Source organism: Billgrantia ethanolica, from assembly GCF_021404305.1.
GTDB classification, from domain to species: Bacteria; Pseudomonadota; Gammaproteobacteria; order Pseudomonadales; family Halomonadaceae; genus Halomonas; species Halomonas ethanolica.
Window position 1 is genome coordinate 54,593 of record NZ_JABFTX010000003.1, and the last position, 23,147, is coordinate 77,739.

23 protein-coding genes are annotated in these 23,147 nt (G+C 66.5%); 16 read left to right on the plus strand and 7 right to left on the minus strand.

Annotated features, from left to right (window positions below; all coding sequences use genetic code 11):
• Nucleotides 1–4: 4 nt before the first annotated feature.
• Complete coding sequence (gene rsmD / locus HOP53_RS13255) at nucleotides 5–637, minus strand: 16S rRNA (guanine(966)-N(2))-methyltransferase RsmD (protein ID WP_234270482.1); 633 nt, start codon at nucleotides 635–637, stop codon at nucleotides 5–7.
• A 90-nt stretch (nucleotides 638–727) separates the two neighbouring features.
• Here rsmD and ftsY point away from each other — a divergent pair, with 90 nt between their 5' ends.
• The 4 genes from ftsY to rpoH all read left to right on the plus strand — a co-directional run bounded on the left by ftsY (nucleotide 728) and on the right by rpoH (nucleotide 4,711).
• Entirely contained in the window at nucleotides 728–2,065 is a 1,338-nt protein-coding gene (ftsY, locus tag HOP53_RS13260; protein WP_234270483.1) for a signal recognition particle-docking protein FtsY, read from the plus strand.
• On the plus strand, nucleotides 2,062–2,730 hold the full coding sequence (gene ftsE, locus HOP53_RS13265; RefSeq protein WP_234270484.1) for a cell division ATP-binding protein FtsE: 669 nt from the start codon (nucleotides 2,062–2,064) through the stop codon (nucleotides 2,728–2,730). Before ftsY ends, ftsE begins: the two co-directional genes overlap by 4 nt.
• A complete protein-coding gene (gene ftsX, locus HOP53_RS13270; protein WP_234270485.1) occupies nucleotides 2,727–3,731 on the plus strand; it encodes a permease-like cell division protein FtsX in 1,005 nt (334 codons plus the stop codon). The genes ftsE and ftsX overlap by 4 nt, the downstream gene beginning before the upstream one ends.
• 113 nt (nucleotides 3,732–3,844) lie before the next feature.
• On the plus strand, nucleotides 3,845–4,711 hold the full coding sequence (rpoH, locus tag HOP53_RS13275; protein ID WP_234270486.1) for an RNA polymerase sigma factor RpoH: 867 nt from the start codon (nucleotides 3,845–3,847) through the stop codon (nucleotides 4,709–4,711).
• Between the two features lie 121 nt (nucleotides 4,712–4,832).
• On the opposite strand, the gene slmA is transcribed toward rpoH, so the two are convergent.
• The 5 genes from slmA to coaBC form a co-directional block, all read right to left on the minus strand.
• A complete protein-coding gene (gene slmA / locus HOP53_RS13280; RefSeq protein WP_234270487.1) occupies nucleotides 4,833–5,447 on the minus strand; it encodes a nucleoid occlusion factor SlmA in 615 nt (204 codons plus the stop codon).
• 61 nt (nucleotides 5,448–5,508) lie between these two features.
• Nucleotides 5,509–6,429: an acetylglutamate kinase gene (gene argB, locus HOP53_RS13285; RefSeq protein ID WP_086509007.1), complete on the minus strand. Its 921-nt coding sequence runs from the start codon at nucleotides 6,427–6,429 to the stop codon at nucleotides 5,509–5,511.
• Nucleotides 6,430–6,460: 31 nt separating this feature from the next.
• Nucleotides 6,461–7,858, minus strand: a complete 1,398-nt coding sequence (locus tag HOP53_RS13290) for a phosphomannomutase/phosphoglucomutase (protein WP_234270488.1) — start codon at nucleotides 7,856–7,858, stop codon at nucleotides 6,461–6,463.
• A 102-nt stretch (nucleotides 7,859–7,960) separates the two neighbouring features.
• Nucleotides 7,961–8,443, minus strand: a complete 483-nt coding sequence (gene dut / locus HOP53_RS13295) for a dUTP diphosphatase (RefSeq protein WP_234270489.1) — start codon at nucleotides 8,441–8,443, stop codon at nucleotides 7,961–7,963.
• Between the two features lie 41 nt (nucleotides 8,444–8,484).
• Nucleotides 8,485–9,744 carry a bifunctional phosphopantothenoylcysteine decarboxylase/phosphopantothenate--cysteine ligase CoaBC gene (gene coaBC, locus HOP53_RS13300; RefSeq protein WP_234270490.1) on the minus strand — a complete coding sequence of 420 codons (1,260 nt, stop codon included), beginning with the start codon at nucleotides 9,742–9,744 and terminating at the stop codon, nucleotides 8,485–8,487.
• A 132-nt stretch (nucleotides 9,745–9,876) separates the two neighbouring features.
• Between coaBC and radC the strand changes: the two genes are divergently transcribed.
• From radC to HOP53_RS13355, 11 genes are all read left to right on the plus strand, one after another.
• Nucleotides 9,877–10,551, plus strand: a complete 675-nt coding sequence (gene radC, locus HOP53_RS13305) for a RadC family protein (RefSeq protein ID WP_234270491.1) — start codon at nucleotides 9,877–9,879, stop codon at nucleotides 10,549–10,551.
• Between the two features lie 384 nt (nucleotides 10,552–10,935).
• The gene (rpmB, locus tag HOP53_RS13310) at nucleotides 10,936–11,172 is read left to right on the plus strand and encodes a 50S ribosomal protein L28 (protein WP_010630182.1); all 237 of its coding nucleotides are present in this window, start codon (nucleotides 10,936–10,938) and stop codon (nucleotides 11,170–11,172) included.
• 26 nt (nucleotides 11,173–11,198) lie between these two features.
• Nucleotides 11,199–11,354 (plus strand): 50S ribosomal protein L33, encoded by a 156-nt coding sequence (rpmG, locus tag HOP53_RS13315; RefSeq protein ID WP_086509014.1) that lies wholly within the window; start codon nucleotides 11,199–11,201, stop codon nucleotides 11,352–11,354.
• A gap of 132 nt (nucleotides 11,355–11,486) precedes the next feature.
• The gene (gene mutM / locus HOP53_RS13320; protein ID WP_234270492.1) at nucleotides 11,487–12,323 is read left to right on the plus strand and encodes a bifunctional DNA-formamidopyrimidine glycosylase/DNA-(apurinic or apyrimidinic site) lyase; all 837 of its coding nucleotides are present in this window, start codon (nucleotides 11,487–11,489) and stop codon (nucleotides 12,321–12,323) included.
• A 22-nt stretch (nucleotides 12,324–12,345) separates the two neighbouring features.
• Nucleotides 12,346–13,536, plus strand: a complete 1,191-nt coding sequence (locus HOP53_RS13325; RefSeq protein WP_086509016.1) for a class I SAM-dependent rRNA methyltransferase — start codon at nucleotides 12,346–12,348, stop codon at nucleotides 13,534–13,536.
• A gap of 1 nt (nucleotide 13,537) precedes the next feature.
• On the plus strand, nucleotides 13,538–13,852 hold the full coding sequence (locus tag HOP53_RS13330; RefSeq protein ID WP_234270493.1) for a putative signal transducing protein: 315 nt from the start codon (nucleotides 13,538–13,540) through the stop codon (nucleotides 13,850–13,852).
• A gap of 19 nt (nucleotides 13,853–13,871) precedes the next feature.
• A complete protein-coding gene (locus HOP53_RS13335) occupies nucleotides 13,872–14,312 on the plus strand; it encodes an acyl-CoA thioesterase (RefSeq protein WP_234270494.1) in 441 nt (146 codons plus the stop codon).
• 182 nt (nucleotides 14,313–14,494) lie between these two features.
• Nucleotides 14,495–15,607, plus strand: coding sequence for an alanine dehydrogenase (gene ald / locus HOP53_RS13340; protein ID WP_234270495.1), 1,113 nt, complete (start codon nucleotides 14,495–14,497; stop codon nucleotides 15,605–15,607).
• Between the two features lie 110 nt (nucleotides 15,608–15,717).
• Nucleotides 15,718–16,743 carry a tryptophan--tRNA ligase gene (locus HOP53_RS13345; protein ID WP_234270496.1) on the plus strand — a complete coding sequence of 342 codons (1,026 nt, stop codon included), beginning with the start codon at nucleotides 15,718–15,720 and terminating at the stop codon, nucleotides 16,741–16,743.
• A gap of 165 nt (nucleotides 16,744–16,908) precedes the next feature.
• The gene (locus HOP53_RS13350) at nucleotides 16,909–18,111 is read left to right on the plus strand and encodes a YeeE/YedE family protein (protein ID WP_234270497.1); all 1,203 of its coding nucleotides are present in this window, start codon (nucleotides 16,909–16,911) and stop codon (nucleotides 18,109–18,111) included.
• A gap of 124 nt (nucleotides 18,112–18,235) precedes the next feature.
• Nucleotides 18,236–19,912: an NAD-dependent malic enzyme gene (locus HOP53_RS13355; protein ID WP_234270498.1), complete on the plus strand. Its 1,677-nt coding sequence runs from the start codon at nucleotides 18,236–18,238 to the stop codon at nucleotides 19,910–19,912.
• Between the two features lie 83 nt (nucleotides 19,913–19,995).
• On the opposite strand, the gene acnA is transcribed toward HOP53_RS13355, so the two are convergent.
• Nucleotides 19,996–22,746 carry an aconitate hydratase AcnA gene (gene acnA, locus HOP53_RS13360; RefSeq protein ID WP_234270499.1) on the minus strand — a complete coding sequence of 917 codons (2,751 nt, stop codon included), beginning with the start codon at nucleotides 22,744–22,746 and terminating at the stop codon, nucleotides 19,996–19,998.
• A 170-nt stretch (nucleotides 22,747–22,916) separates the two neighbouring features.
• On the opposite strand from acnA, the gene HOP53_RS13365 reads away from it, so the two are divergent.
• A complete protein-coding gene (locus HOP53_RS13365; RefSeq protein ID WP_234270500.1) occupies nucleotides 22,917–23,126 on the plus strand; it encodes a zinc ribbon domain-containing protein in 210 nt (69 codons plus the stop codon).
• The last annotated feature ends 21 nt before the right edge of the window (nucleotides 23,127–23,147 follow it).

A 23,147-nucleotide genomic window follows, 5' to 3' on the forward strand; every position in this document is an offset into this window, starting at 1 on the left:
ACCCTCAGGCGCCGGGTTTCGCCAGACGCCGGTAGAGCCGGCCGGTGCTGTCGCCGGCGCGTACTTCACGATGCAGCAACCAGCTCTCGGGTACCTCGATGTCGAGGCCCGTTTCGGTCTCCACATAGATCCACGCATCCGTCGTGAGCCAGCCCTGCTCCAGGCGCTCGATGCAGGGCGTCGCCAGGCCCTGGCGAAAAGGCGGGTCGAGAAAGACCAGCGAGAAGGGGCCGAGGCCGGTCGGGCCGGCGGCGAGCAGCTCGAGGGCGTCGGCGCTGCGCACCGCGCCTCGTTCGCCGGCGCCCAGGGTTTGCAGGTTGTCGCCGAGGGCCTGGGCAACCCGGGCATCACGCTCGATGAACAGCGCCTCGGTCGCGCCGCGGGAGAGCGCCTCCAGGCCCAGCGCGCCGGTACCGGCGAACAGGTCCAGTACCCGTGCCCCCGGGGTGGCGGCCGTCAGCCAGTTGAACAGCGTCTCCCGCACCCGGTCGGGCGTGGGACGCAACCCGGGGCTGTCGAGCACCGGCAGCAATCGACGCCGAAACTCGCCGCCGATGATGCGCAGCCGCCCGCCGCCCTTGGACGAATGGGTGCCGGAGCGGGAGTGTGAGCGGGGGGGAGGACGGCGTCGGGTCATGGGGGCGAATTGTACCCGTCGCCTTGTCCACAGTCATGATGCGCGGTGTTAGGATGTAGCGATCATTCACCCGTGAGGCTGAATTCCCCCATGTTCGGTTTTTTCAAGCGCAAGAAGCAGCAGGAAGAGCAGCAGGATCGGCAGCCGACCCCGCCCGTCGAAGAGAGAACGGGCGAGGGACGAACCGCCGAGGAAGCGACGGCTGACGCGACGGTCAGCCAAGCGGCGCCCGCCGAGCCGGACGTGGTCGATGCCCCGCGCGCCGAAGAGCGTGCCATGGCCGGCTCCGCCGCGGACGAGGCGCATGAGCGCACCGAGGCGTTCGACAAGCTCGACCGGGAGGAGGAGAACGCGGTGCTGCGCGCTGAGGCGCTGGCTCCCGGACCCGAACCTGAATCCGAGCCGGCACCTCAAATGATCGCGGAGCCCGAACCGGAGCCCGAGCGCACGCCGCTGCAGGAGAAGCCGGTCGCCGAGAAGCAGGGCTGGTTCGCACGCATTCGCTCCGGCCTGGGCAAGACCCGCGCCAACCTCACCGAGGGCATCGCCGGGCTGTTCCTGGGCAAGAAGCAGATCGACGACGAGCTGATCGAGGATCTCGAGACCCAGCTGTTGATGGCCGATGTGGGCATCGAGGCCACCACTGAGATCATCGATCGCCTGACCGATCGCGTCTCGCGCAAGGAGCTCAAGGATCCCCAGGCGCTCTACCGCGCCCTGCAGGACGAGCTCGCCACGATGCTCGACACCGTGGCCAAGCCGCTGGCGCTGCCGGCCAAGGGCGAAGGTCCCTTCGTGATCCTGGTGGTGGGCGTCAACGGCGTGGGCAAGACCACTACCATCGGCAAGCTGACCCAGCGCTTCCAGCGTGAGGGGCGCAGCGTGATGCTGGCCGCCGGCGACACCTTCCGCGCCGCGGCGGTGGAGCAGCTCAAGGTGTGGGGCGAGCGCAACAAGGTGCCGGTGATCGCCCAGCACACCGGTGCCGACAGCGCCTCGGTGATCTACGACGCCGTGGCTGCGGCCAAGGCGCGCAAAGTCGACGTGCTGATCGCCGATACCGCCGGCCGGTTGCACAACAAGGGGCACCTCATGGAGGAGCTCAAGAAGGTGCACCGGGTGATGGGCAAGCTCGACGACACCGCTCCCCACGAGGTGATGCTGGTGCTCGATGCCGGCACCGGCCAGAACGCGTTGTCCCAGGCCAGTACCTTCAACGAGGCGGTGCCGGTCACCGGTATCACCCTGACCAAGCTCGACGGCACCGCCAAGGGCGGCATCATCTTCGCCCTGGCCAAGCAGCTCGGTACGCCGATACGTTTCATCGGCGTGGGTGAAGGCCTGGATGACCTGCGCCCCTTCGAGGCCCGCGACTTCGTCGATGCGCTCTTCGATCAGGGCGATGAGGGAGCCGCTGCCTCGTCATGATCGTCTTCGAGCATGTGGGGAAGCGCTACGGCGGGCGCTTCGAGGCGCTGGCCAACATCGATTTTCGCGTAGAACGTGGCGAGATGGTCTTTCTCACCGGCCATTCCGGCGCCGGCAAGAGTTCGCTGCTGCGCCTCATCATGCTGCTCGAACGGCCGACCCGCGGCCGGGTGCTGGTTGCCGGTCACGACATCGGCCGCCTGCACCCCAGCCAGGTGCCGTTCTATCGGCGTCAGATCGGCGTGGTGTTTCAGGATCATCAACTGCTGCACGACCGCTCCATCTTCCACAACGTGGCGCTGCCGCTGGAGATTCGCGGCTTCGAACCGCGCGAGGCGGCGCGGCGGGTGCGGGCGGCGCTGGACAAGGTGGGCCTGTTGCACCGCGAGAAGGCGCTGCCCATCGAGCTCTCCGGAGGTGAGCAGCAGCGCGTGGGCATCGCCCGGGCGGTGGTCTGCAAGCCCTCGCTGCTGCTGGCCGACGAGCCCACCGGCAACCTCGACCCGCAGCTCTCGGCCGACATCATGGCCCTGTTCGAGGACTTCAATCGCATCGGTACCACGGTAATGATCGCCAGCCACGACCTGGCACTGATCGCTCGCCTGCGGCATCGCGTGCTGCGCCTGCGCGAGGGTCGCCTGGTGGCCGACGAGGAAGCCGCATGAGCCGTCAGCCGCAAGAAGGTGGCGCGAGCCGCCGCCAGCCGCCTGCGCCGCCGCGCGGCGCCCGGACCCAGCGCACCCGCTCCTCGAGCCGCTTCCGCGGCTGGCTGCGCCACCATCGCGCCATGTGTCTCGACAGCGCCCGGCGCCTGCTGCGCGCCCCCATCGGCAGTCTGCTGACCATGCTGGCCATCGCCATTGCCCTGGTGCTGCCGGCGGCGCTGTGGCTGGCGCTGGACAGCGCGCGCCTGCTCGATGCCGAGCTGGAGGAGAGCGCGACCCTGACCGTCTATCTTGAGCACCAGATCGACGAGGGCCAGGCCGGGCGCATCGACGAGGCAGTGGATGCCCACGAGGGGGTGTCGCGTACCCGGCTGATCAGCGCCGCCGAGGGCATGGCCGAGTTCCAGCAGGCGCTGGGGCTTGCCGATGCCCTGGGTCGCCTGGAAGACAACCCGTTGCCGGCCAGTATCGTGGTGGTGCCGGTGGATCCGGCTCCCGAGGCCGTGCGCCGACTGGCCGGCGAGCTCGAGGCACTGAGCGGTGTCGACGAGGTGCGCCTCGATCTGGCCTGGCTCGAGCGCCTGCGCCACTTGGCCGAGCTGGGCAGCCGCCTGGCGCTGGCGCTCGGCGTACTGTTCGGCCTGGGCGTGCTGCTGGTGGTGGGCAACACCATTCGCCTGGCGGTGGAGAGCCGTCGCCAGGAGATCGAGGTGGTGATGCTGATCGGTGCCACCCACGGTTTCGTGCGGCGGCCGTTCCTCTACAGCGGGGCCTGGTACGGTCTCGGCGGCGGCCTGCTCGCATGGGGACTGCTGGCGCTGGGCAATCAATGGCTGGCGCTGCCGGTCAGTGCGCTGGCGGCCAGCTATGGCGCCACCTTCACGCTGCCGCAGTTGGGGCCGGAGGGCTCGGCAACGCTGCTGTTGTGCAGTACACTACTGGGCTGGCTGGGCGCCTGGATCGCCGTGAGCCGCCACCTCGCGGAGGTTCGGCCGCGCTAGCGAATGCGCCCAGCATCTGCCACGCTGTCGGCAGACAAGGGAACATTATCGACTTTTGCCCGTCTAAACGGGCGATTGAATCGTATATTAGGTTTTCAAGGAGACAACCTGCAATGAGCACCAGTCTTCTGCCGGTGGGCCATCTCTCACCGGGGCATGACCTCAATGGGTACATCCAGGCGGTCAACGGCATCCCCATGCTCACCGCCGAGGAAGAGCGCGAACTCGCCTTCCGCCTTCACGACGAAGGCGATCTGGAGGCGGCGCGTCGTTTGGTGCTGTCGCATCTGCGCTTCGTGGTGCACATCGCGCGCAGCTATTCAGGCTATGGCCTGCCTCAGGCCGACCTGATCCAGGAGGGCAACGTGGGCCTGATGAAGGCCGTCAAGCGCTTCGATCCCAACCAGGGCGTGCGCCTGGTCTCTTTCGCCGTGCACTGGATCAAGGCCGAGATTCACGAATTCGTGCTGCGCAACTGGCGCATCGTCAAGATCGCCACCACCAAGGCTCAGCGCAAGCTGTTCTTCAACCTGCGCAGCGCCAAGAAGCGTCTGGCCTGGCTCAACAACGACGAAGTCGACGCCATCGCTCGCGACCTCGACGTCAAGCCCGAGGTGGTGCGCGAGATGGAAGGGCGCCTGGCGGCCCACGATGCCGGCTTCGACGCCTCGCCGAGCGAGGATGAAGACTCCGCCTACCAGGCACCGGTGCACTACCTCGACGATGATGGCTCCGACCCTGCCGTGCAGCTCGAGGACAGCGACTGGGAAGACGACGCCAACCGCCGCCTGAAGATGGCGCTGGAGGCGCTGGACGAGCGCTCGCGGGACATCCTGCAGCAGCGCTGGCTGGCCGACGACAAGGCCACCCTGCACGAACTGGCCGATGTCTACGGCGTCTCCGCCGAGCGTATTCGCCAGCTCGAGAAGAATGCCATGAAGAAGATCCGCTTGCAGCTGGGCGAGACCCTGGCCGCCTGACGCGGTGGCCTGCTTTCAGCGAGCTCTGCTGAGGACATAAGCAGCGAAGCCCCGGCCATTGGTCGGGGCTTCGTCGTTGGTACGCCTACTCGTTGGCGCGTGGCTTAGTCGTTGGCGTGGCCTAGGCGCTTTGGGTAAGCGGCTCGCGCATCAATTGCGCCGAGAGCAGCGCCCACTGATCGTCCCAGTGTTCGGTGGGCCGGCGCTGGAAGTCGCTGCGCACGTACTGCGAGATGCGCCCCTCGGCCACGGCGATCAGCAGGTTGGCGGTGGCCGATACCGGTAGCACGGTGCGCCGTCGTTCGCGCAGTTCTGCCTCGCGTAGCACCTGCTTGAGCTGGGTCTCCACGCGCTCGAAGAGCTGATGAATGCGCAGTCGCAACCGGGCGGTCTCGCCGGTCAGCACGTCGCCCTCCAATAGGCGGGAGAGGCCCGGATTCTTCTCGGCGAAGGCCAGCAGCAGGACGAGGATCTGTCCGCAGCGCGGTACCGCCTCGTGCACCTCTTCGAGAATGCGCGAGATACGCTCGAACAGGGTCTCCTCGATGAACGAGATCAGCCCCTCGAACATGCGTGCCTTGCTCGGGAAGTGGCGATAGAGGGCGGCTTCGGAGACGCCCACCTGGCGCGCCAGCGCCGCGATGGTGATGCGTTTGCCGCTGTCTTCTTCCAGCATCAGGGCGAGCGCCTGCAGGATCTGCTCGCGCCGGCTGGTGATCTGTGTAGCCTGCGTCATTTGGGTCTTCTGTTATTCATGGCCGGCGCCGTCCGCCCGGCATTGCCGGGCGGATAGCTGCTCAGGCGTTGTCGTTCCCTTGACGGTCGGCATCGGTGATCAGGGTGCCGACCCCCGCGTTGGTGAATATCTCCAGCAGCGTGGCATGGGGTACACGCCCGTCGATGATATGGGCGCTGCGCACGCCACCCTTCACGGCATCGAGCGCGCAGCGGATCTTGGGCAGCATACCACCATGGATGGTGCCATCGGCGATCAGGGCGTCCACCTGCGCGGTGGTCAGCCCGGTCAGCACCTCGCCCTCAGCGTTCATCAGGCCGGCCACGTTGGTCAGCAGCATCAGCTTCTCGGCGCCCAGCGCCTCGGCCACCTTGCCTGCCACCAGGTCGGCGTTGATGTTGTAGCTGTTGCCCTTGGCATCGACGCCGATGGGTGCGATCACCGGAATGAAGTCGCGCTCGGCGAGCATCTCGATCAGGTCGGTTGAGACGTGCTCCACCTCGCCCACGTGGCCGATGTCGATGATCTCGGGGGCGGTCATCTCCGGCGTCTGGTGCTCGACCTTGAGCTGGCGCGCACGAATCTGGGCGCCGTCCTTGCCGGTGAGGCCGATGGCCTTGCCGCCGCACTGGTTGATCAGGTTGACGATCTCCTTGTTGACCAGCCCGCCGAGCACCATCTCCACCACGTCCATGGTCTCCGAGTCGGTGACCCGCATGCCGTTGACGAAGCGCGACTCGATCTTCAGCTTGGCCAGCAGGTCGCCGATCTGCGGCCCGCCGCCGTGCACCACTACCGGGTTGATGCCCACCTCCTTCATCAGCACCATGTTGCGTGCGAAGGAGTCGATCAGGGTATCCTCGGTCATGGCATTGCCGCCGTACTTGACGACCACGGTCTTGCCGGAAAAGCGCTGGATGTAGGGAAGCGCCTCGGAAAGCACTTCCACTACCAGGCGCGGGTCACGAGTCGTTTCGGTCATGGTCCTTCCTTCAATGAACGAAGCGCTGCCGTCAGCTCGGCAGCGTCAGCGCCGGGTCGACCTGTTTCAGGGCGTCGGCAAACCGGTTGCGGATACGTTCGAGCGCCGTATCGCTCTTGCCCTCGAAGCGCAGCACCAGCACCGGGGTGGTGTTGGAGGCGCGGCACAGGCCCCAGCCGTCCGGATAATCGACGCGAATGCCGTCGAGGGTGGTCTTGATGCCATCGTCGCCGAAGTCGCCCTCGCGAGCCAGCTGCTCCACCAGCTCGAACTTGTTCTCGTCGGTGACGTGAACGTTGATCTCGGGGGTGCCGAGATCCTGCGGATAGCGGGCGAAGAAGGCATCGGCATCATCGTCCTGCTTGGCGAGGATTTCCAGCAGCCGGGCGGCACCGTAGATGCCGTCGTCGAAGCCGTACCAGCGCTCCTGGAAGAAGATATGGCCGCTCATCTCGCCGGCGAGCTGGGCGCCGGTCTCCTTCATGCGTGCCTTGATCAGTGAGTGGCCGGTGCGCCACATCTCCGGCGTGCCGCCGGCCCGCTCGACCACGCCCGCCAGGTTGCCTGTGCACTTGACGTCGAAGATCACCCGGGCACCGGGATTGCGCGACAGCATGTCCTCGGCGAAGGCCATCATCAGGTGGTCGGGGTAGATCAGCTTGCCGCTCGGCGTGACCACGCCGAGGCGGTCGCCGTCGCCGTCGAAGGCCAGGCCGATGTCGGCGCCGGTCTCCTTCACTGCGCGCATCAGGTCCTGCAGGTTTTCCACCTTGCCCGGGTCGGGGTGATGGTTGGGGAAGGTACCGTCGATCTCGGCGAACAGCGGCACCGTCTCGGCGCCGAGCTTCTCGATCAGCTTGGGTCCGAGCTCCCCGGCCACGCCATTGCCGCAGTCGACCACCGCCTTGAGCGGGCGGGCCAGCTCGATGTCGCCGACGATGCGCTCGAGATAGGCGTCGCGCACGTCCTCATGGCGCACGCTGCCCTGGCCCTCGGTCAGATCGCCGGACTCGATACGCCGGTACAGCGCGGTGATCGCTTCGCCGGAGAGGGTCTCGCCGCCCAGCACGATCTTGAAGCCGTTGTAGTCCGGCGGGTTGTGGCTGCCGGTAACCATCACCCCGGAGGCGGTGCCTTCGAGAATGTGCGTGGCGAAGTAGAGTACCGGCGTGGGCACCATGCCGATGTCGATCACGTCGCGGCCGGCGGCGGTCAGGCCGCGCATCAGCGCCTCGCTGAGTCGCGGGCCGGAGAGCCGGCCGTCGCGGGCCACGACCACGGTGGACTCGTTGCGCGCCGCGGCTTCCGAGCCGATGGCGCGGCCGATCTGCTCCACGGTCGCCTCGGTGAGCGTGTCGTCGACGATGCCGCGAATGTCGTAGGCGCGGAAGATGGAGGCCGGTACGTTGCTGTTGGTGGCTTGGCTCATAACGGTTCCTTGTCGAACAAGAGTGAATTCATGTGCCTGGTTGCGAAGACCCTGCCGTAAGGCCCTCTCCTTGGGCCGTGTGCGGCAGCGTCGTGTCGGTCGTCAGTGGCGCCCCGAGCTGCCGAAGCCGCCTGCGCCGCGCAGGCTGGCCTCGAAGTCGTCGACAACTTCCAGCTCGGCCTGGACCACTGGTACCAGCACATACTGGGCCAGACGCTCGAAGGGCTCCAGTACGAACGGGCTGTTGCCACGGTTCCAGGTCGAGATCATCAGCTCGCCCTGGTAGTCGGAGTCGATCAGCCCCACCAGGTTGCCCAGCACGATACCGTGCTTGTGACCGAGGCCCGAGCGCGGCAGGATCACGCCGGCCAGGCCCGGGTCGCCGATGTGGATGGCGAGGCCGGTGCGCACCAGCTCGCACTGGCCCGGCTCGATGGTCAGCGGCGCGTCGAGCAGGGCGCGCAGATCCATGCCGGCAGACCCTAGGGTGGCATATTGGGGCAGGAAATCGCGCAGACGCTCATCGAGCAGCTTGACCTCGAGGCGCGGCTTTTGGGCTTGGCGGACTGGCTGGGACTCGGACATGGTCGTTCCGTCAGGTTGGCTGAATGGCTGGGTGAATCGCGTTAGTGAACGGGCTGCTCGGCCAGGCGGCTCAGGGCCTGTTTCAGCACGGCCCTGGCGAGTTCGAGCTTGGGCTGCGGCGGCAGGCTCTCACCGCCTTCGCCGTCGCCGTCGCGCCACATCAGCAGGGCGGCGTTGTCGTCGGCGCCGAATCCAAGACCCGCGGTCGAGACGTCGTTGGCCACGATCATGTCGAGCCGCTTGCGCTCGAGCTTGTCGCGGGCATAGGCCTCCAGGTCACGGGTCTCGGCGGCGAAACCGACCACGAAGGGGCGCCCGCCTGCCGCGTCGCGTCGGTCGGCCACGGCGGCAATGATATCCGGATTCTTGATCAGCCTGAGGGTCAGGGTCTCTTCCCCCTCACGCTTCTTGATTTTGTGCTCCGCTGCCGTCTCGGCACGGTAGTCGGCCACCGCCGCGCAGCCGATGAAGATGTCGCACTCGCCAGCCAACTGCTGGCTCGCCTCGTGCATCTGCAGCGCCGTCTCCACCTCGATGCGGGTCACGCCCGCCGGCGTCGGCAGGCTGACCGGGCCGCTGATCAGGCTTACCTTGGCGCCGAGCTCCACGGCAGCCGCGGCCAGGGCGAAGCCCATCTTTCCCGAGCTGTGGTTGGAGAGGTAGCGCACCGGGTCCAGCGGCTCGCGGGTGGGGCCGGCGGTGATCGCGATATGCAGCCCCGGGGCGACTGCCGGCTCCTTGCCGGATGCCGTAAGCAGATCGGCCACGATTGCCTCGGGCTCGAGCATGCGCCCGGGGCCGACGTCGCCGCAGGCCTGATCGCCGGTGTCAGGCCCCAGTAGCCGCCAGCCGTCCTGTGCCAGGCGCTCGGCATTGCGCTGGGTGGCGACGTGGCGCCACATGGCCTGGTTCATGGCCGGCGCCATGACTTTATCGGCTTCGCTGGCCAGGCACAGGGTGGTGAGCAGGTCGTCGGCCATGCCTTGAGACAGGCGCGCCATCAGGTCGGCGGTGGCCGGAGCGATCAGGATGATGTCGGCCCAGCGGGCCAGCTCGATATGCCCCATGCCGGCCTCGGCTTCGGGGTCGAGCAGCGAAGTTCGCACCGGCTCGCCGGAGAGTGCCTGTAGCGTCAGCGGGGTGATGAAGGCCTGGGCGCCCTCGGTCATGACCACGCGTACTTCGCAGCCTGCCTGCTTGAGCAAGCGGGCGAGCTGAGCGCTCTTGTAGGCAGCGATGCCAGCGCTGATGCCGAGCAGAATGCGCCGGCCGGCAAGCCGATTGGCGGACTGCGTTGCCATGAGAATTTCCTGAACTGAAACCCGACCGCCTACCTTACCACTGCCGTTGAAGTTGCGCAGCCGCCGCCTGCGGTGAAGGTCGGTTACAATGGCGGCCTACCGTTCAAAGGAAGCGTAGCAAGGAGACAGGGAATGTCGATTCGCGACTGGCCCGAGGGCGAGCGCCCGCGGGAAAAACTGCTGGCGCTGGGGGCCGAGGCGCTCTCCGATGCCGAACTGCTGGCGATCTTCCTGCGTGTGGGGGTGGCGGGGCGTTCGGCAGTGGACCTCGCCCGCGACCTGCTCACGGCCTTCGGCGGCCTGCGTCAGCTGCTCGAAGCCGACCAGACGCGCTTCTGCGCCGAACGCGGCCTGGGGTCGGCCAAGTTCGTGCAGCTACAGGCCACTCTCGAACTCTCCAAGCGCCACCTTGCCGCTCAGCTGGCCCGCGGTAATGCGCTGACCTCCCCCACCTTGGTGCGCGCCTACCTGGCCACCCAGTTGCGCCATCTTGGCCACGAGGAGTTCGCCGCGCTGTTTCTCGATACCCAGCACCGCGTGATCCGCTTCGAGTCGCTGTTCCGTGGCACCCTGGACAGCGCCTCGGTCTACCCGCGTGAGGTAGCGCGCCGGGCGCTGGAGCTGGGCGCCGGTGCGATCATCTTCGCCCACAACCACCCCTCCGGCGTGGCTGAACCCAGCGATGCCGACCGGCGCATCACCGAGCGGCTGCGTGAGGCGCTCTCGCTGTTCGAGATCCGCGTGCTGGATCACTTCGTCGTGGGTGACGGGGAGGTTGTCTCATTTGCAGAACGAGGGTGGATCTAGATGGGGAACCGGCTGCCCTCGGCCATGCGGCGTTGAACCTTGCTTCGCAATGCCGATACCACTCTCGATGACGCTGAGGGGCGCCGGTGGCAGGTCGGCGAGGAGGTCATTTGCCATGGATGGCAAATGTCGCGTCCAGGGATGGATTCACAGCGCCTTCTCGCCGACCTTTGCCGCCGGCAAAGCCCATAAGAGAGGAAAGCTTGCGGGAGAGGGGGTAAGGGAGTGTAGAATACGCGGCTACTTGCCTGTAGGGGCGCACTCTGCTATAAAGTGCAGCCTTTGAATTCCCTTGGGTCAAATGACAACGGGGTCGTTCCCGGTTTGCCCGACAGGTTTTGAACACTCAGGTTTGACCACCTGGCCAAGCGGTTGGAGGCTCCCATGTCCAAAGTATGTCAGGTTACCGGCAAGCGCCCGGTGACTGGTAATAACGTTTCACACTCCCAGCGCAAGACCCGTCGTCGTTTCTTGCCGAACCTGCACACCCACCGTTTCTGGGTGGAGTCCGAGAACCGCTTCGTCAAGCTGCGGGTCTCCTCCAAGGGTATGCGCATCATCGACAAGAAGGGCATCGACGCGGTGCTCAGCGACATCCGCAAGCGCGGCGAAGCCGTCTAAGCGACCAGATCAGGGAGTAAGCAGTCATGCGTGACAAGATCAAGCTGGTGTCCAGTGCCGGTACCGGTCACTTCTACACCACCGACAAGAACAAGCGGAACACTCCGGACAAGCTCGAATTCAAGAAATTCGACCCGGTCGTCCGCAAGCACGTGATGTACAAGGAAGCCAAGATCAAGTAAGCCGATCCGGCGTCCGTCGCCAAGACGGGCGCCCTGGCGACTTGACGGCTTCCAGCCGCAGGTAGCAAGACCTGTCCTCCTGAACCCGGTTTTTACCGGGTTCAGGCGTATCTATTCCCGGGATTTTGCATCATGCCCGAGCTTCCCGAAGTCGAGACCACCCGGCGCGGTATCGCCCCCCACGTGGAAGGGCGCGAGATCGTCGAGGTAATCGTGCGCCAGCCGCGCCTGCGCGTACCGGTGCCCGAGGATTTCATCGAGCGCCTGGTGGGATCGCGCATCGGCACCCTGTCGCGTCGCGCCAAGTATCTGCTGCTGCCGATCGAAGGCGGGGAGGAGAGGGTGCGCGCCGGCAGCCTGATCTGGCATCTGGGCATGTCGGGCAGCCTGCGCATCGCCCGGCTGGGTGAGCTGCCGAAGAAGCACGACCACGTCGATCTGGTGTTCGACGACGGCGCCATCCTGCGCTATCACGACCCGCGCCGTTTCGGCTTCGTCGACTGGCTGGCTGGCAGCGCCGAACGCGACCCGCGGCTGGCGAACCTGGGGCCCGAGCCGCTGTCGGATGCCTTCGACGGCGAACGCCTCTACCACCTCTCCCGCGGCCGGCGCATGGCAGTCAAGCCATTCCTGATGGACAATGCCGTGGTGGTGGGCGTGGGCAACATCTACGCCAGCGAAGCGCTGTTCCTGGCCGGCATCGATCCGCGCCGGGCGGCGGGGCGTATCTCCCGCGAGCGCTACGAGCGTCTGGCGGCTGCCATTCGCGAGGTGCTGGCCGCCGCGATCACCCAGGGCGGGACGACGTTGCGCGACTTCGTCAGCGGCACCGGCGAGCCGGGCTACTTCAAGCAGCGTCTCAACGTCTACGGCCGTCATGGCCAGGGCTGCCGGCGTTGCCACGGCGAGCTGCGACTGGTGACGCTGGGCCAGCGCGCCAGTGTGTTCTGCCCTCTCTGCCAAAAATGATCCCCATTCCACGAGACCGACCATGACCCAGACCCTGCGCCTCAAGAAGAACGCCGACCGCCGCCTCAAGGCCGGTCACCTGTGGCTCTACTCCAACGAGGTCGACATCGAGGCCACGCCGCTCAAGGGCCTCGAGCCGGGCGCCCAGGTGGTGGTCGAAGCGGCGAACGGCAAGGCCATGGGCGTGGCCTACGTCAATCCCAACTCGCTGATCTGCGCCCGGGTGGTCTCGCGCGACCCCAACATGCGCCTCGACCGTTCGCTGCTGGTGCATCGCTTCAACCAGGCGTTGTCGCTGCGTCAACGCCTCTATGCCAAGCCGTTCTACCGGCTGGTGCACGGCGAGGGCGACCTGCTGCCGGGGCTGGTGGTGGATCGCTTCGACGACGTGCTGGTGGTGCAGCTCAATACCCTGGGCATGGAACGCCTCGCCGAGGAGGTCGTCGCCGCACTGGACAAGGTGGTGTCGCCGCGGGTCATCGTGTTCAAGAACGACTCCTCCGGGCGGCGCCAGGAGCAGCTCGAGCGTCAGGTCACCCTGGCCAAGGGCGAACTCGACGGCCCGGTGCTGATGGAGGAGAACGGCGTACGCTTCCACGCCCCGGTACTCGACGGCCAGAAGACCGGCTGGTTCTACGATCACCGCGCCAACCGTGCCTGGCTCAACGGCCTGGTGGCCGGCAAGCGGGTGCTGGACCTGTTCAGTTACATCGGCGGCTGGGGCGTGCAGGCGGCGGCTCACGGCGCTCGCGAGGTGCTGTGCGTGGACGCCAGCGCCCAGGCCCTGGAGCGGGTGGCCGAGAACGCGGCCCTCAACGGCCTGCACGAGCAGGTGGCGGTGGGCGAAGCCGATGCCTTCGAGGCGCTGAGCTCACTCAAGGCCGACGGTGAACAGTTCGACGTGGTGATCCTCGACCCGCCGGCCTTCATCAAGAAGCGCAAGGACATCCCCAACGGCGAACGCGCCTACGCCAGGCTCAACCGCGAGGCGATGCGCCTGCTGGGCCGCGACGGTTTGCTGCTCTCGGCCTCCTGCTCCATGCACCTGGCCCCCGAGCGGCTGGTGGACGTGGTGCGCGGTGCGGTGCGCCACCAGGACCGTCACGGTCAGATCGTCTATCAGGGCCATCAGGCGGCGGACCACCCGGTGCATCCGGCGATCCCGGAAACCGCTTACCTGAAGGCTTTGGGCGTCCGCGTCTTCCGGGATTGAAATGGGCGGCTACGTACGCGTCTTCGCCCACTCCAATGCGCTGCTGGTCAGTCACGTGCGCAACGTGCTGGACGCGGCGGGCATCCCCGTGGAACTGCGCAACATGGTGCTGGGCGGCGGTGCGGGCGAGCTGCCGCTGGGCGAGTGCGAACCCGAGGTGTGGGTGGCGGCGCACAACCGCGAGCGCGCCGAGGCGTTGATCCAGGTGGCCATGTCCGGTGCTGCCGATGCACCGGCGTGGCGCTGCCCCAACTGCGGCGAAGCGCTTGAGGGCGTATTCGATACCTGCTGGCGCTGCGGCACGTCCAAACCCTGAACCCGCAAGGGAGTGCACCATGACACAGGAGTGGGACCTTCCCGATCCGTTCGTGATCGAACTCGAGGTGCAGGCCTCGGCCATCGACGAGTACGGTCACGCCAATAATGCCGCCTACCTGCGCTGGGTCGAGCAGGTGAGCTGGGCGCATTCGGAGCATCTCGGCCTCGATCTGGCGCGCTATCGTGAGCTGGACCGGGCCATGGCCGTGCACCGCCACGAACTCGACTACCTGGTGCCTGCCTTCGAGGGAGAGCGCCTGGCGCTTGCCACCTGGATCGTCGGCTGCGACGGCCGCCTGACCCTGACCCGCCGCTTCCAGCTCGTTCGACCCGCCGACGGTCGCACTCTGCTGCGCGCTCGCACCCGCTTCGCCTGTATCGAACTCTCCAGCGGTCGGCCACGCCGCCTGCCCGAGGAGTACGTGGCGATCTACGGTGGAGCGCTGGTGGCCGAGTGAGGCGTGATTTTTTGTCATCACGCTCTTAAAAATAACGATTTTCTGCTGCTCTGGCCTTGAGAATGGATTTTTGCCGTTCTTTACCGTTGGTACTTCGTGTATGGACTGACTGTGCTGTAATGGGCATGACGATCCCCTGACAAGGACGATCCCTAACAAGACAGCGCCGTTGGAGGTTCCCCATGAAGATCGCCGTGCCGAAGGAAATCAAGAACCATGAGTATCGCGTCGCCCTGACTCCCACCGGAGCGCGGGAGCTGGCGACGCGTGGCCATTCGGTGGCCGTTCAGGTGGGGGCCGGGGAGGGAGCGGGATTCGCCGATACCGACTATGAAGCGGCAGGCGCCCGGCTCGAGGCCGACGTCGATACCCTGTGGGGCGAGGCCGAGCTGATCCTCAAGGTCAAGGAGCCCCAGCCGGAAGAGGTGGCGCGGCTCTCCCGCGGCCAGACCCTGTTCACCTACCTGCATCTGGCAGCCGAGGAGAAGCTGACCCGCGGCCTGATGGAGAGCGGGGCCACCTGTATTGCCTACGAAACCGTGACCGACCGTCAGGGCGGCCTGCCGCTGCTGGCACCCATGAGCACCGTGGCCGGTCGCATGGCCATTCAGGCCGGCGCGCACAGCCTGGAGAAGGCCCAGGGCGGCTCCGGCGTGCTGCTGCCCGGCGTGCCCGGCGTGGCGCCGGGCAGGGTGACCGTGATCGGCGGCGGTGTGGTGGGCGAGAACGCCGCGCGCATGGCATTGGGTCTGGGTGCCGAGGTCAGCGTGCTGGACAAGTCGATTGCGCGCCTCGAAGTGCTCGACGACCGCTATCAAGGCCGCATGAAGACCATCTTCTCCACCGCCGATGCCATCGACGAGGCGGTGCGCGAGAGCGACCTGATCGTGGGTGCCGTGCTGATTCCCGGCGCCGCCGCGCCCAAGCTGATCACTCGCGCCATGCTCGCCGACATGAAGCCCGGCAGCGTGCTGGTGGACGTCGCCATCGACCAGGGCGGCTGCTTCGAGACCAGCAAGCCCACCACCCATGCCGAACCGACCTACGTGGTCGACGGTATCGTCCACTACTGCGTGGCCAACATGCCCGGTGCGGTGGCGCGTACCTCGACCCAGGCGCTGACCAACGCCACCCTGCCGTTCGCCATCGCCCTGGCCGACAAGGGCTGGAAGCGGGCGCTGGCCGACGATGCCCACTTCCTGCCCGGGCTCAACGTCCACGACGGACAGATCACCTACCGCGCCGTAGCCGAGGCGTTCGACCTGGAAAGCGTCGATCCGGCGCGTTTGGTGTAACAAATGTCTGCGCGAGCGAATCGCTTCGGTGAGCGGCGCCGGGGCGGTCGCCTTGACCGCCCCCTCGCGTTACCATAGCGGGCATTTCCGACAAGCAGAGTCCGCTTTCCATGAGTGCAGCTTCCCAGAAGACACGCGTTCTCACCGGTATCACCACCACCGGTACCCCGCATCTCGGCAACTATGTCGGCGCCATCAAGCCCGCCATCGCCGCGAGCCAGGACCCGAGCGTGCAGTCCTACTACTTTCTCGCCGACCTGCATGCACTGATCAAGTGCCAGGACCCGCAGCGGGTGCAGGAGTCGCGCCTGGAGATCGCCGCCACCTGGCTGGCGTTGGGGCTCGATACCGACAACGCCATCTTCTACCGCCAGTCGGACATTCCCGAGATCCCCGAGCTGACCTGGATGCTCTCCTGCGTGTGCGCCAAGGGCCTGATGAATCGCGCCCACGCCTACAAGGCGGCGGTGGCCGAGAACGAGGCCGCCGGCAACCAGGACCCCGACAAGGGCATCACCATGGGCCTGTTCGGCTATCCGGTGCTGATGGCCGCCGACATCCTCATGTTCAACGCCCACAAGGTGCCGGTGGGACGTGACCAGATCCAGCACATCGAGATGGCCCGGGATATCGGCGGGCGCTACAACCACCTGTTCAAGGGCGAGTACTTCACCCTGCCCGAGGCGGTGGTCGACGACGAGGTGGCGGTGCTCAACGGTCTCGACGGACGCAAGATGTCCAAGAGCTACAACAACACCATCCCGCTGTTCGTCTCCGAGAAGAAGCTGCTCAAGCTGGTGCGCAAGATCAAGACCAACTCGCTTGAGCCCGGCGAGCCCAAGGACCCGGAAGGCTGCACTCTGTTCCAGATCTACTCCGCCTTCGCCAGCCGCGAGGAGCGCGAAGCTATGCGTGCCGAGTACGCCAACGGCATCGGCTGGGGCGAGGTCAAGAACCGCCTGTTCGAGCAGCTCGACACTCAGCTGCGCGAACCGCGGGAGCGCTACCAGGCACTGATGGAGGACCCCGGCCACATCGAGAGCGTGCTGCAGAAGGGCGCCGAGCGGGCCCGCGCCGAGGCCGCGCCGTTCATGGACAAGCTGCGCCAGGCCGTCGGCCTGGGACGTTTCGTCTAGCCTGCGAAACTGACCTTCGAAGCTGACCTTGGAAGCTGACCTTGGAAGCTGATCTTTGAAGGGAGTGAACGGGGCGCCTGCGGGCGCCCCGTTGCGTTGTGTCCACGCTGGCGGAGTGCGGCCGAACTTGCCAAGCTGCAGGGGTGAATCGAAAGGAGGAGTTTCATGGCCACTGCACTGGAAGCGAAACGGCCCCGGCAGATCTCCCTGACGCTGGGGGCACTGCTGCTGGCAGGCGCTGTGCTGATCGGTCTGGCCTACGGCACGCGCCTGGGGCTGCTGCTGATCGTCGGGGCACTGCTCGGCGTGTCGCTCTATCACGCCGCCTTCGGTTTCACCGCCGCCTGGCGGGTCTTCATCAGCGAGCGACGCGGGCGCGGGCTGCGTGCCCAGATGGTGATGCTGGCCATCGCCGTGCTGCTGTTCTTTCCTGCGCTGGGGGCGGACACCCTGTGGGGCCAGAGTGTGACCGGCTTCGTCTCGCCGATAGGCATCTCGGTGGTGGTGGGCGCCTTCCTGTTCGGCATCGGCATGCAGCTCGGCGGTGGCTGTGCCTCGGGCACGCTGTTCACCGCCGGCGGCGGTAACGCCCGCATGGTCATCACCCTGATCTTCTTCATCGTCGGCTCGGTGATCGGCAGCGCTCACTTCACCTGGTGGATGGGCTTGCCGGCCTTCCAGCCGGTATCGCTGGTGCACACCTTCGGCGCCGGCGGCGGTATCGCCGTGAGCCTGACTCTGTTCGCTGCCGTTGCCGCATTCACCATATTGCTGGAGAAGCGCCGTCACGGCGGTCTGGAGGAGGCGCCGCGGGCCAACTTCAGCCAGGGGCGTTGGCTCACCGGGCCCTGGCCCTTGCTGCTGGGTGCCGTGGCGCTGGCGCTGCTCAACTTCGCCACCCTGGCGCTTGCCGGGCGCCCTTGGGGCATCACCTCCGCTTTTGCCCTGTGGGGGGCCAAGGTCTACGAGTTCATCGGCGGCGACGTGAGCCAGTGGGGCTACTGGCAGAGCCCCGACAATGCCGCCGCGCTGCGCGCCAGCGTGTGGAGCGACATCACCACGGTGATGAACGTGGGTATCATCCTCGGTGCCATGATGGCCGCGACGCTGGCCGGGCGCTTCGCGCCGACCCTGCGCATTCCGCTCGGCTCGGTGATGGCGGCGGTGATCGGCGGGCTGATGCTGGGCTATGGCGCGCGGCTCGCCTTCGGCTGCAACATCGGCGCCTACTTCAGCGGCATCGCTTCCGGCAGCCTGCACGGTTGGGTGTGGCTGGTGGCGGGTTTCGCCGGCAATGCGGTCGGCATACGACTGCGCCCGCTGTTCTTCGAGCGCCCCAGCGAAGGATCCCGGGCCAAGAGCGGCTGAGGCGGGGCGCCATGGTGCGGGAGGCGTGGTAGAGTTACGCCAAAGCGCCGCCAGAGCGCTCGGGAAGCCCGCCTGTCGAGCGTTTCCCTACGGCCCGGTTCCAGTCACCGTATCGAGACAAGAGATGCCTGAAAGCAAACGTCCACTTTACATTCCCTACGCTGGTCCTTCGCTGCTCGAGATGCCGCTGCTCAACAAGGGCAGCGCCTTCACCCGCGAGGAGCGGCTCGAATTCAACCTGGTCGGCCTGCTGCCGCAGAACGTGGAGACCATCGAGGAACAGGCCGAGCGGGCCTACCGCCAGTACCAGCAGTGCCATGGCGATCTGGAACGGCACATCCACCTGAGGGCGATCCAGGACGACAACGAGACGCTCTACTACCACATGGTCATGGAGCATCTCGAGGAGATGCTGCCGATCATCTATACCCCTACGGTGGGGCAGGCCTGCGAGGAGTTCTCCAATATCTACCGCAGTCACCGCGGCCTGTTCATCAGCTACCCCGACCGCGAGCGGATGGACGACATCCTGCGCAGCGCCACCAAGGACAAGGTCAAGGTGATCGTGGTCACCGATGGGGAGCGCATCCTCGGTCTCGGCGATCAGGGCATCGGCGGCATGGGTATCCCCATCGGCAAGCTGGCGCTGTATACCGCCTGTGGCGGCATCAGCCCAGCCTACACGCTGCCGATCATGCTCGACGTGGGCACCAACAATCAGGCATTGCTCGATGACCCCATGTACATGGGTTGGCGCCACCCGCGTATCTCCCAGGAGGAGTACGACGCCTTCCTCGAGGAGTTCATTGCTGCGGTGAAACGGCGCTGGCCCAACGTGCTGCTGCAGTTCGAGGACTTTGCCCAGGCCAACGCGGTACCGCTGCTGGAGCGCTATCGCGACCAGCTGTGCTGCTTCAACGACGACGTGCAGGGCACTGCGGCGGTGGCCGTGGGCACCCTGATGGCAGCCTGCCAGGCCCGCGACGAGACCATCGCCGACCAGCGCGTGGTGTTCGTCGGCGCCGGCTCCGCCGGCTGCGGCATCGCCGAGCAGGTCGTCATCGCCATGCAGGCCGAAGGGCTCAGCGAGAAGGAGGCACGGCGGCGGGTTTTCATGGTCGACCGCGAGGGGCTCGTCACCAGCGATCAGGAGTGGCTGCGTGACTTCCAGCGCCGCCTGGCCCACGACCCGGCGCTGGTCGAGGGGTGGCAGGACCAGTCGCTGCTCGAGGTGGTGCGCCATATCAAGCCCACCGTGCTGATCGGTGTCTCGGGCCAGCCGGGGCTGTTCTCCGAGGAGGTGATTCGCGCCATGCATGCCGGCTGCGAGCGCCCGGTGATCATGCCGCTCTCCAACCCCACCTCCCGCGTCGAAGCCGTGCCGGCCGACGTGATCGCGTGGACCAACGGCCAGGCCCTGGTGGCCACCGGCAGTCCCTTCCCGCCGGTGGAGTACGAGGGCAAGATCTATCCCATTGCCCAGTGCAACAACGCCTACATCTTCCCCGGCATCGGCCTCGGCGTGGTGGCCAGCGGTGCCAAGCGCATCACCGATACCATGCTGATGACCGCGTCCCGCGCGCTGGCCCGCGAGGCGCCGCTGGTGAAGGAGGGCAAGGGAGCATTGCTGCCGCCGCTGTCCCACATCCGCGAGCTGTCCAAGGCCATTGCCTTCGAAGTCGCCGCTCAGGCCCAGCAGGAGGGGATGGCGCTGCGCACCGACGGCATCAAGCTGCGTCAGGCCATCGAGCGCAGCAGCTGGACGCCGGAGTATCGCAGCTATCGGCGGCGCTCGTTCTGAACCAGAAGCACTAGCCCCTGCAATGGCAAAGGCCCTGCCGGATATCCGGCAGGGCCTTTGCGTGAGGGCAGGTTGGTAGAGGCCTACGCCGCGCCGATCATCCGCCGCAGCACGTAGTGGAGAATGCCGCCGTGGCGGTAGTACTCCAGTTCGTTGGCGGTGTCGATGCGGCACAGGGCTTCGATCTTCTTCTCGCCCTTGGCGCTCTTCACCGTGACCGTGACCTGGCCACCCGGGGTGAGGTCGGCCAGCCCCTCGATGGAGATCGTCTCGTCGCCGGTCAGGCCGAGCGTCTTGCGGCTCTCGCCCTCGGGGAACTGCAGCGGTACCACGCCCATGCCGATCAGGTTGGAGCGGTGGATACGCTCGTAGGACTCGGCCAGCACCGCGCGCACGCCGAGCAGCCGTGTGCCCTTGGCCGCCCAGTCCCGCGACGAGCCGGTGCCGTACTCCTTGCCGGCCACCACCACCAGCGGCGTGCCCTTCTCCTGATACTTCATTGCGGCGTCGTAGATCGCCATCTGCTCGCCGGTGGGCACGTGGCGGGTCTCGCCGCCCACCACGCCGTCGAGCATCTCGTTGCGGATACGCACGTTGGCGAAGGTGCCGCGCATCATCACTTCGTGATTGCCGCGCCGCGAGCCGTAGGAGTTGAAGTCCACCGGCTTGATACCGCGCTCCTGCAGATAGCGACCGGCAGGGCTGTCGGGCTTGATCGAGCCGGCCGGCGAGATGTGGTCGGTGGTCACCGAGTCGCCCAGCATGGCGAGGATATGGGCGTCTTTGACGTCCTCGATCGGCTCCGGGGTACGGCCCATGCCATCGAAGAAGGGCGGGTGCTGGATGTAGGTGGAAGAGGGCGACCACTCGTAGACCTGGCTCTGGGGCACCTGCAGTGCCTTCCAGGTCTCGTCGCCCTCGAACACCTCGGCGTACTCCTTGCGGAACATCTCGGTCTTGACCTTCTCCACCGCGCTGGCGATGTCGGCCTGGGAGGGCCAGATGTCCTGCAGGTAGACCGGGTTGCCGTCCTGGTCCTCGCCCAGCGGATCCTGGGTCAGATCCAGGCGCACGTTGCCGGCCAGGGCGTAGGCCACCACCAGCGGCGGCGAGGCGAGCCAGTTGGTCTTCACCAGCGGGTGGATGCGCCCTTCGAAGTTGCGGTTGCCGGAGAGCACCGAGGCCACGGTGAGGTCGCCATCCTCGACTGCCTTCTCGATGGGCGGCGGCAGCGGGCCGGAGTTGCCGATGCAGGTGGTGCAGCCGTAGCCCACCAGGTTGAAGCCCAGCGCATCCAGATCGTCCTGCACGTCACCGGCGGCCAGGTATTCGGTGACCACCTTGGAGCCCGGCGCCAGCGAGGTCTTGACCCACGGCTTGGTGGTGAGCCCTTTGGCGCGGGCATTACGCGCCAGCAGGCCGGCGGCCAGCATCACGCTGGGGTTGGAGGTGTTGGTGCAGGAGGTGATGGCGGCAATGACCACGGCACCAGGGTTGAGCTTGAACTGCTCGCCGTCCAGCTCGACGTTCTGGCTGTCGTGATGCTCGTAGCTCTCCTGCACGCCGACGGCGGTCTGCCCGCCTTCGGAGAACAGGCGGCCTTTCTCTTCGCTGGGCGGTGCCTTGCCGTTCTCTTCCCCCTGCATCAGCTTCTCGAAGGTGGCTTTCATGTCCTTGAGCGCCACCCGATCCTGAGGCCGCTTGGGGCCGGCCAGGCTGGCCTCGACGTCGCTCAGGTCGAGGTGCAGGGTGTCGCTGAAGATTGGCTCGTCACCGGGCTCTCGCCACAGCCCCTGGGCCTGGCAATACTCCTTCACCAGAGCGATCAGGCTGTCGTCTCGGCCGGTCAGGCGCAGGTAGGCCAGGGTCTCGTCGTCGACCGGGAAGAAGCCGCAGGTGGCGCCGTATTCCGGCGCCATGTTGGCGATGGTGGCGCGGTCGGCCAGCGGCAGGTCGGCCAGGCCGTCGCCGTAGAATTCGACGAACTTGCCTACCACGCCGCGGCTACGCAGCATCTGGGTCACCGTCAGCACCAGGTCGGTGGCGGTGATGCCTTCCTTGAGCTTGCCGGTGAGCTTGAAGCCGACCACTTCGGGAATCAGCATCGACACCGGCTGGCCGAGCATGGCGGCTTCGGCCTCGATGCCGCCGACCCCCCAGCCGAGCACGCCGAGGCCGTTGATCATGGTGGTGTGGGAGTCGGTGCCTACCAGGGTGTCGGGGTAGGCGAAGGTCTTGCCGTTCTCCTCCTTGGTCCACACCGTGCGGCCCAGGTACTCCAGGTTGACCTGGTGACAGATACCGGTGCCCGGCGGCACCACGCTGAAGTTGTCGAAGGCGTCCTGACCCCAGCGCAGGAACTCATAGCGCTCGCGGTTGCGCTCCATCTCGATGGCGACGTTGTCCTTGAAGGCGGTGGGGTTGCCGAACTTGTCCACCATCACCGAGTGGTCGATGACCAGATCCACCGGCGACAGCGGGTTGATGCGTGACGGATCCTCACCGAGCTTTTCCACCGCGGCGCGCATCGAGGCCAGGTCCACCACGCCGGGAACGCCGGTGAAGTCCTGCATCAGCACCCGCGCCGGGCGATAGCCGATCTCGCGATTCGAGCGTCCGCCCTGCTGCCAGTCGATCAATGCCTGGATGTCCTCGCGCGCCACGCTCGGGTCGTCGGCGAAGCGCAGCTGGTTCTCCAGCAGGATCTTCAGCGTCTTGGGCAGCCGGTCGATGTTACCCATCTCCTCGGCCACCTTGGGCAGCGAGTAGTAGTGATAAGTGGTGCCGTCTGCGACCAGGGTCTGCAGCGTATCCGGCATCTCGTCACGGCTCATGGAGGCCTCCTGTCACGGTGGTGAACGATCCTTTTCGTACTCTCGTCTTTATCACATGGTCATGATAGGTCCCCCTTTCAAGCGCTGCCCAAGGTTTCTATGCTGAAGGAAAATCCGTTGCAGCGCGCCGAGGCTCCGCCGGGGGAGGGGCTGGCGCCAGGAGTTTCGTCATGCATGAAGAGCGCCTCGACAGCCATTCCGTTCATTGCCCCTACTGCAGCATGCCCTTCGACCTGCCGCTGGACCTCTCACAGGGCAGCCACCAGACCTGGGAAGACTGCCCGTTCTGCTGCGCGCCGATCCAGGTGCGGATTGACGTCTCGCCCATGGATGGGGAACTGGAGAGCCTGATGCTGGGCCGCGATGACGAGGTGTTGTAGCCAGGCCCGTGCATCAGCGGA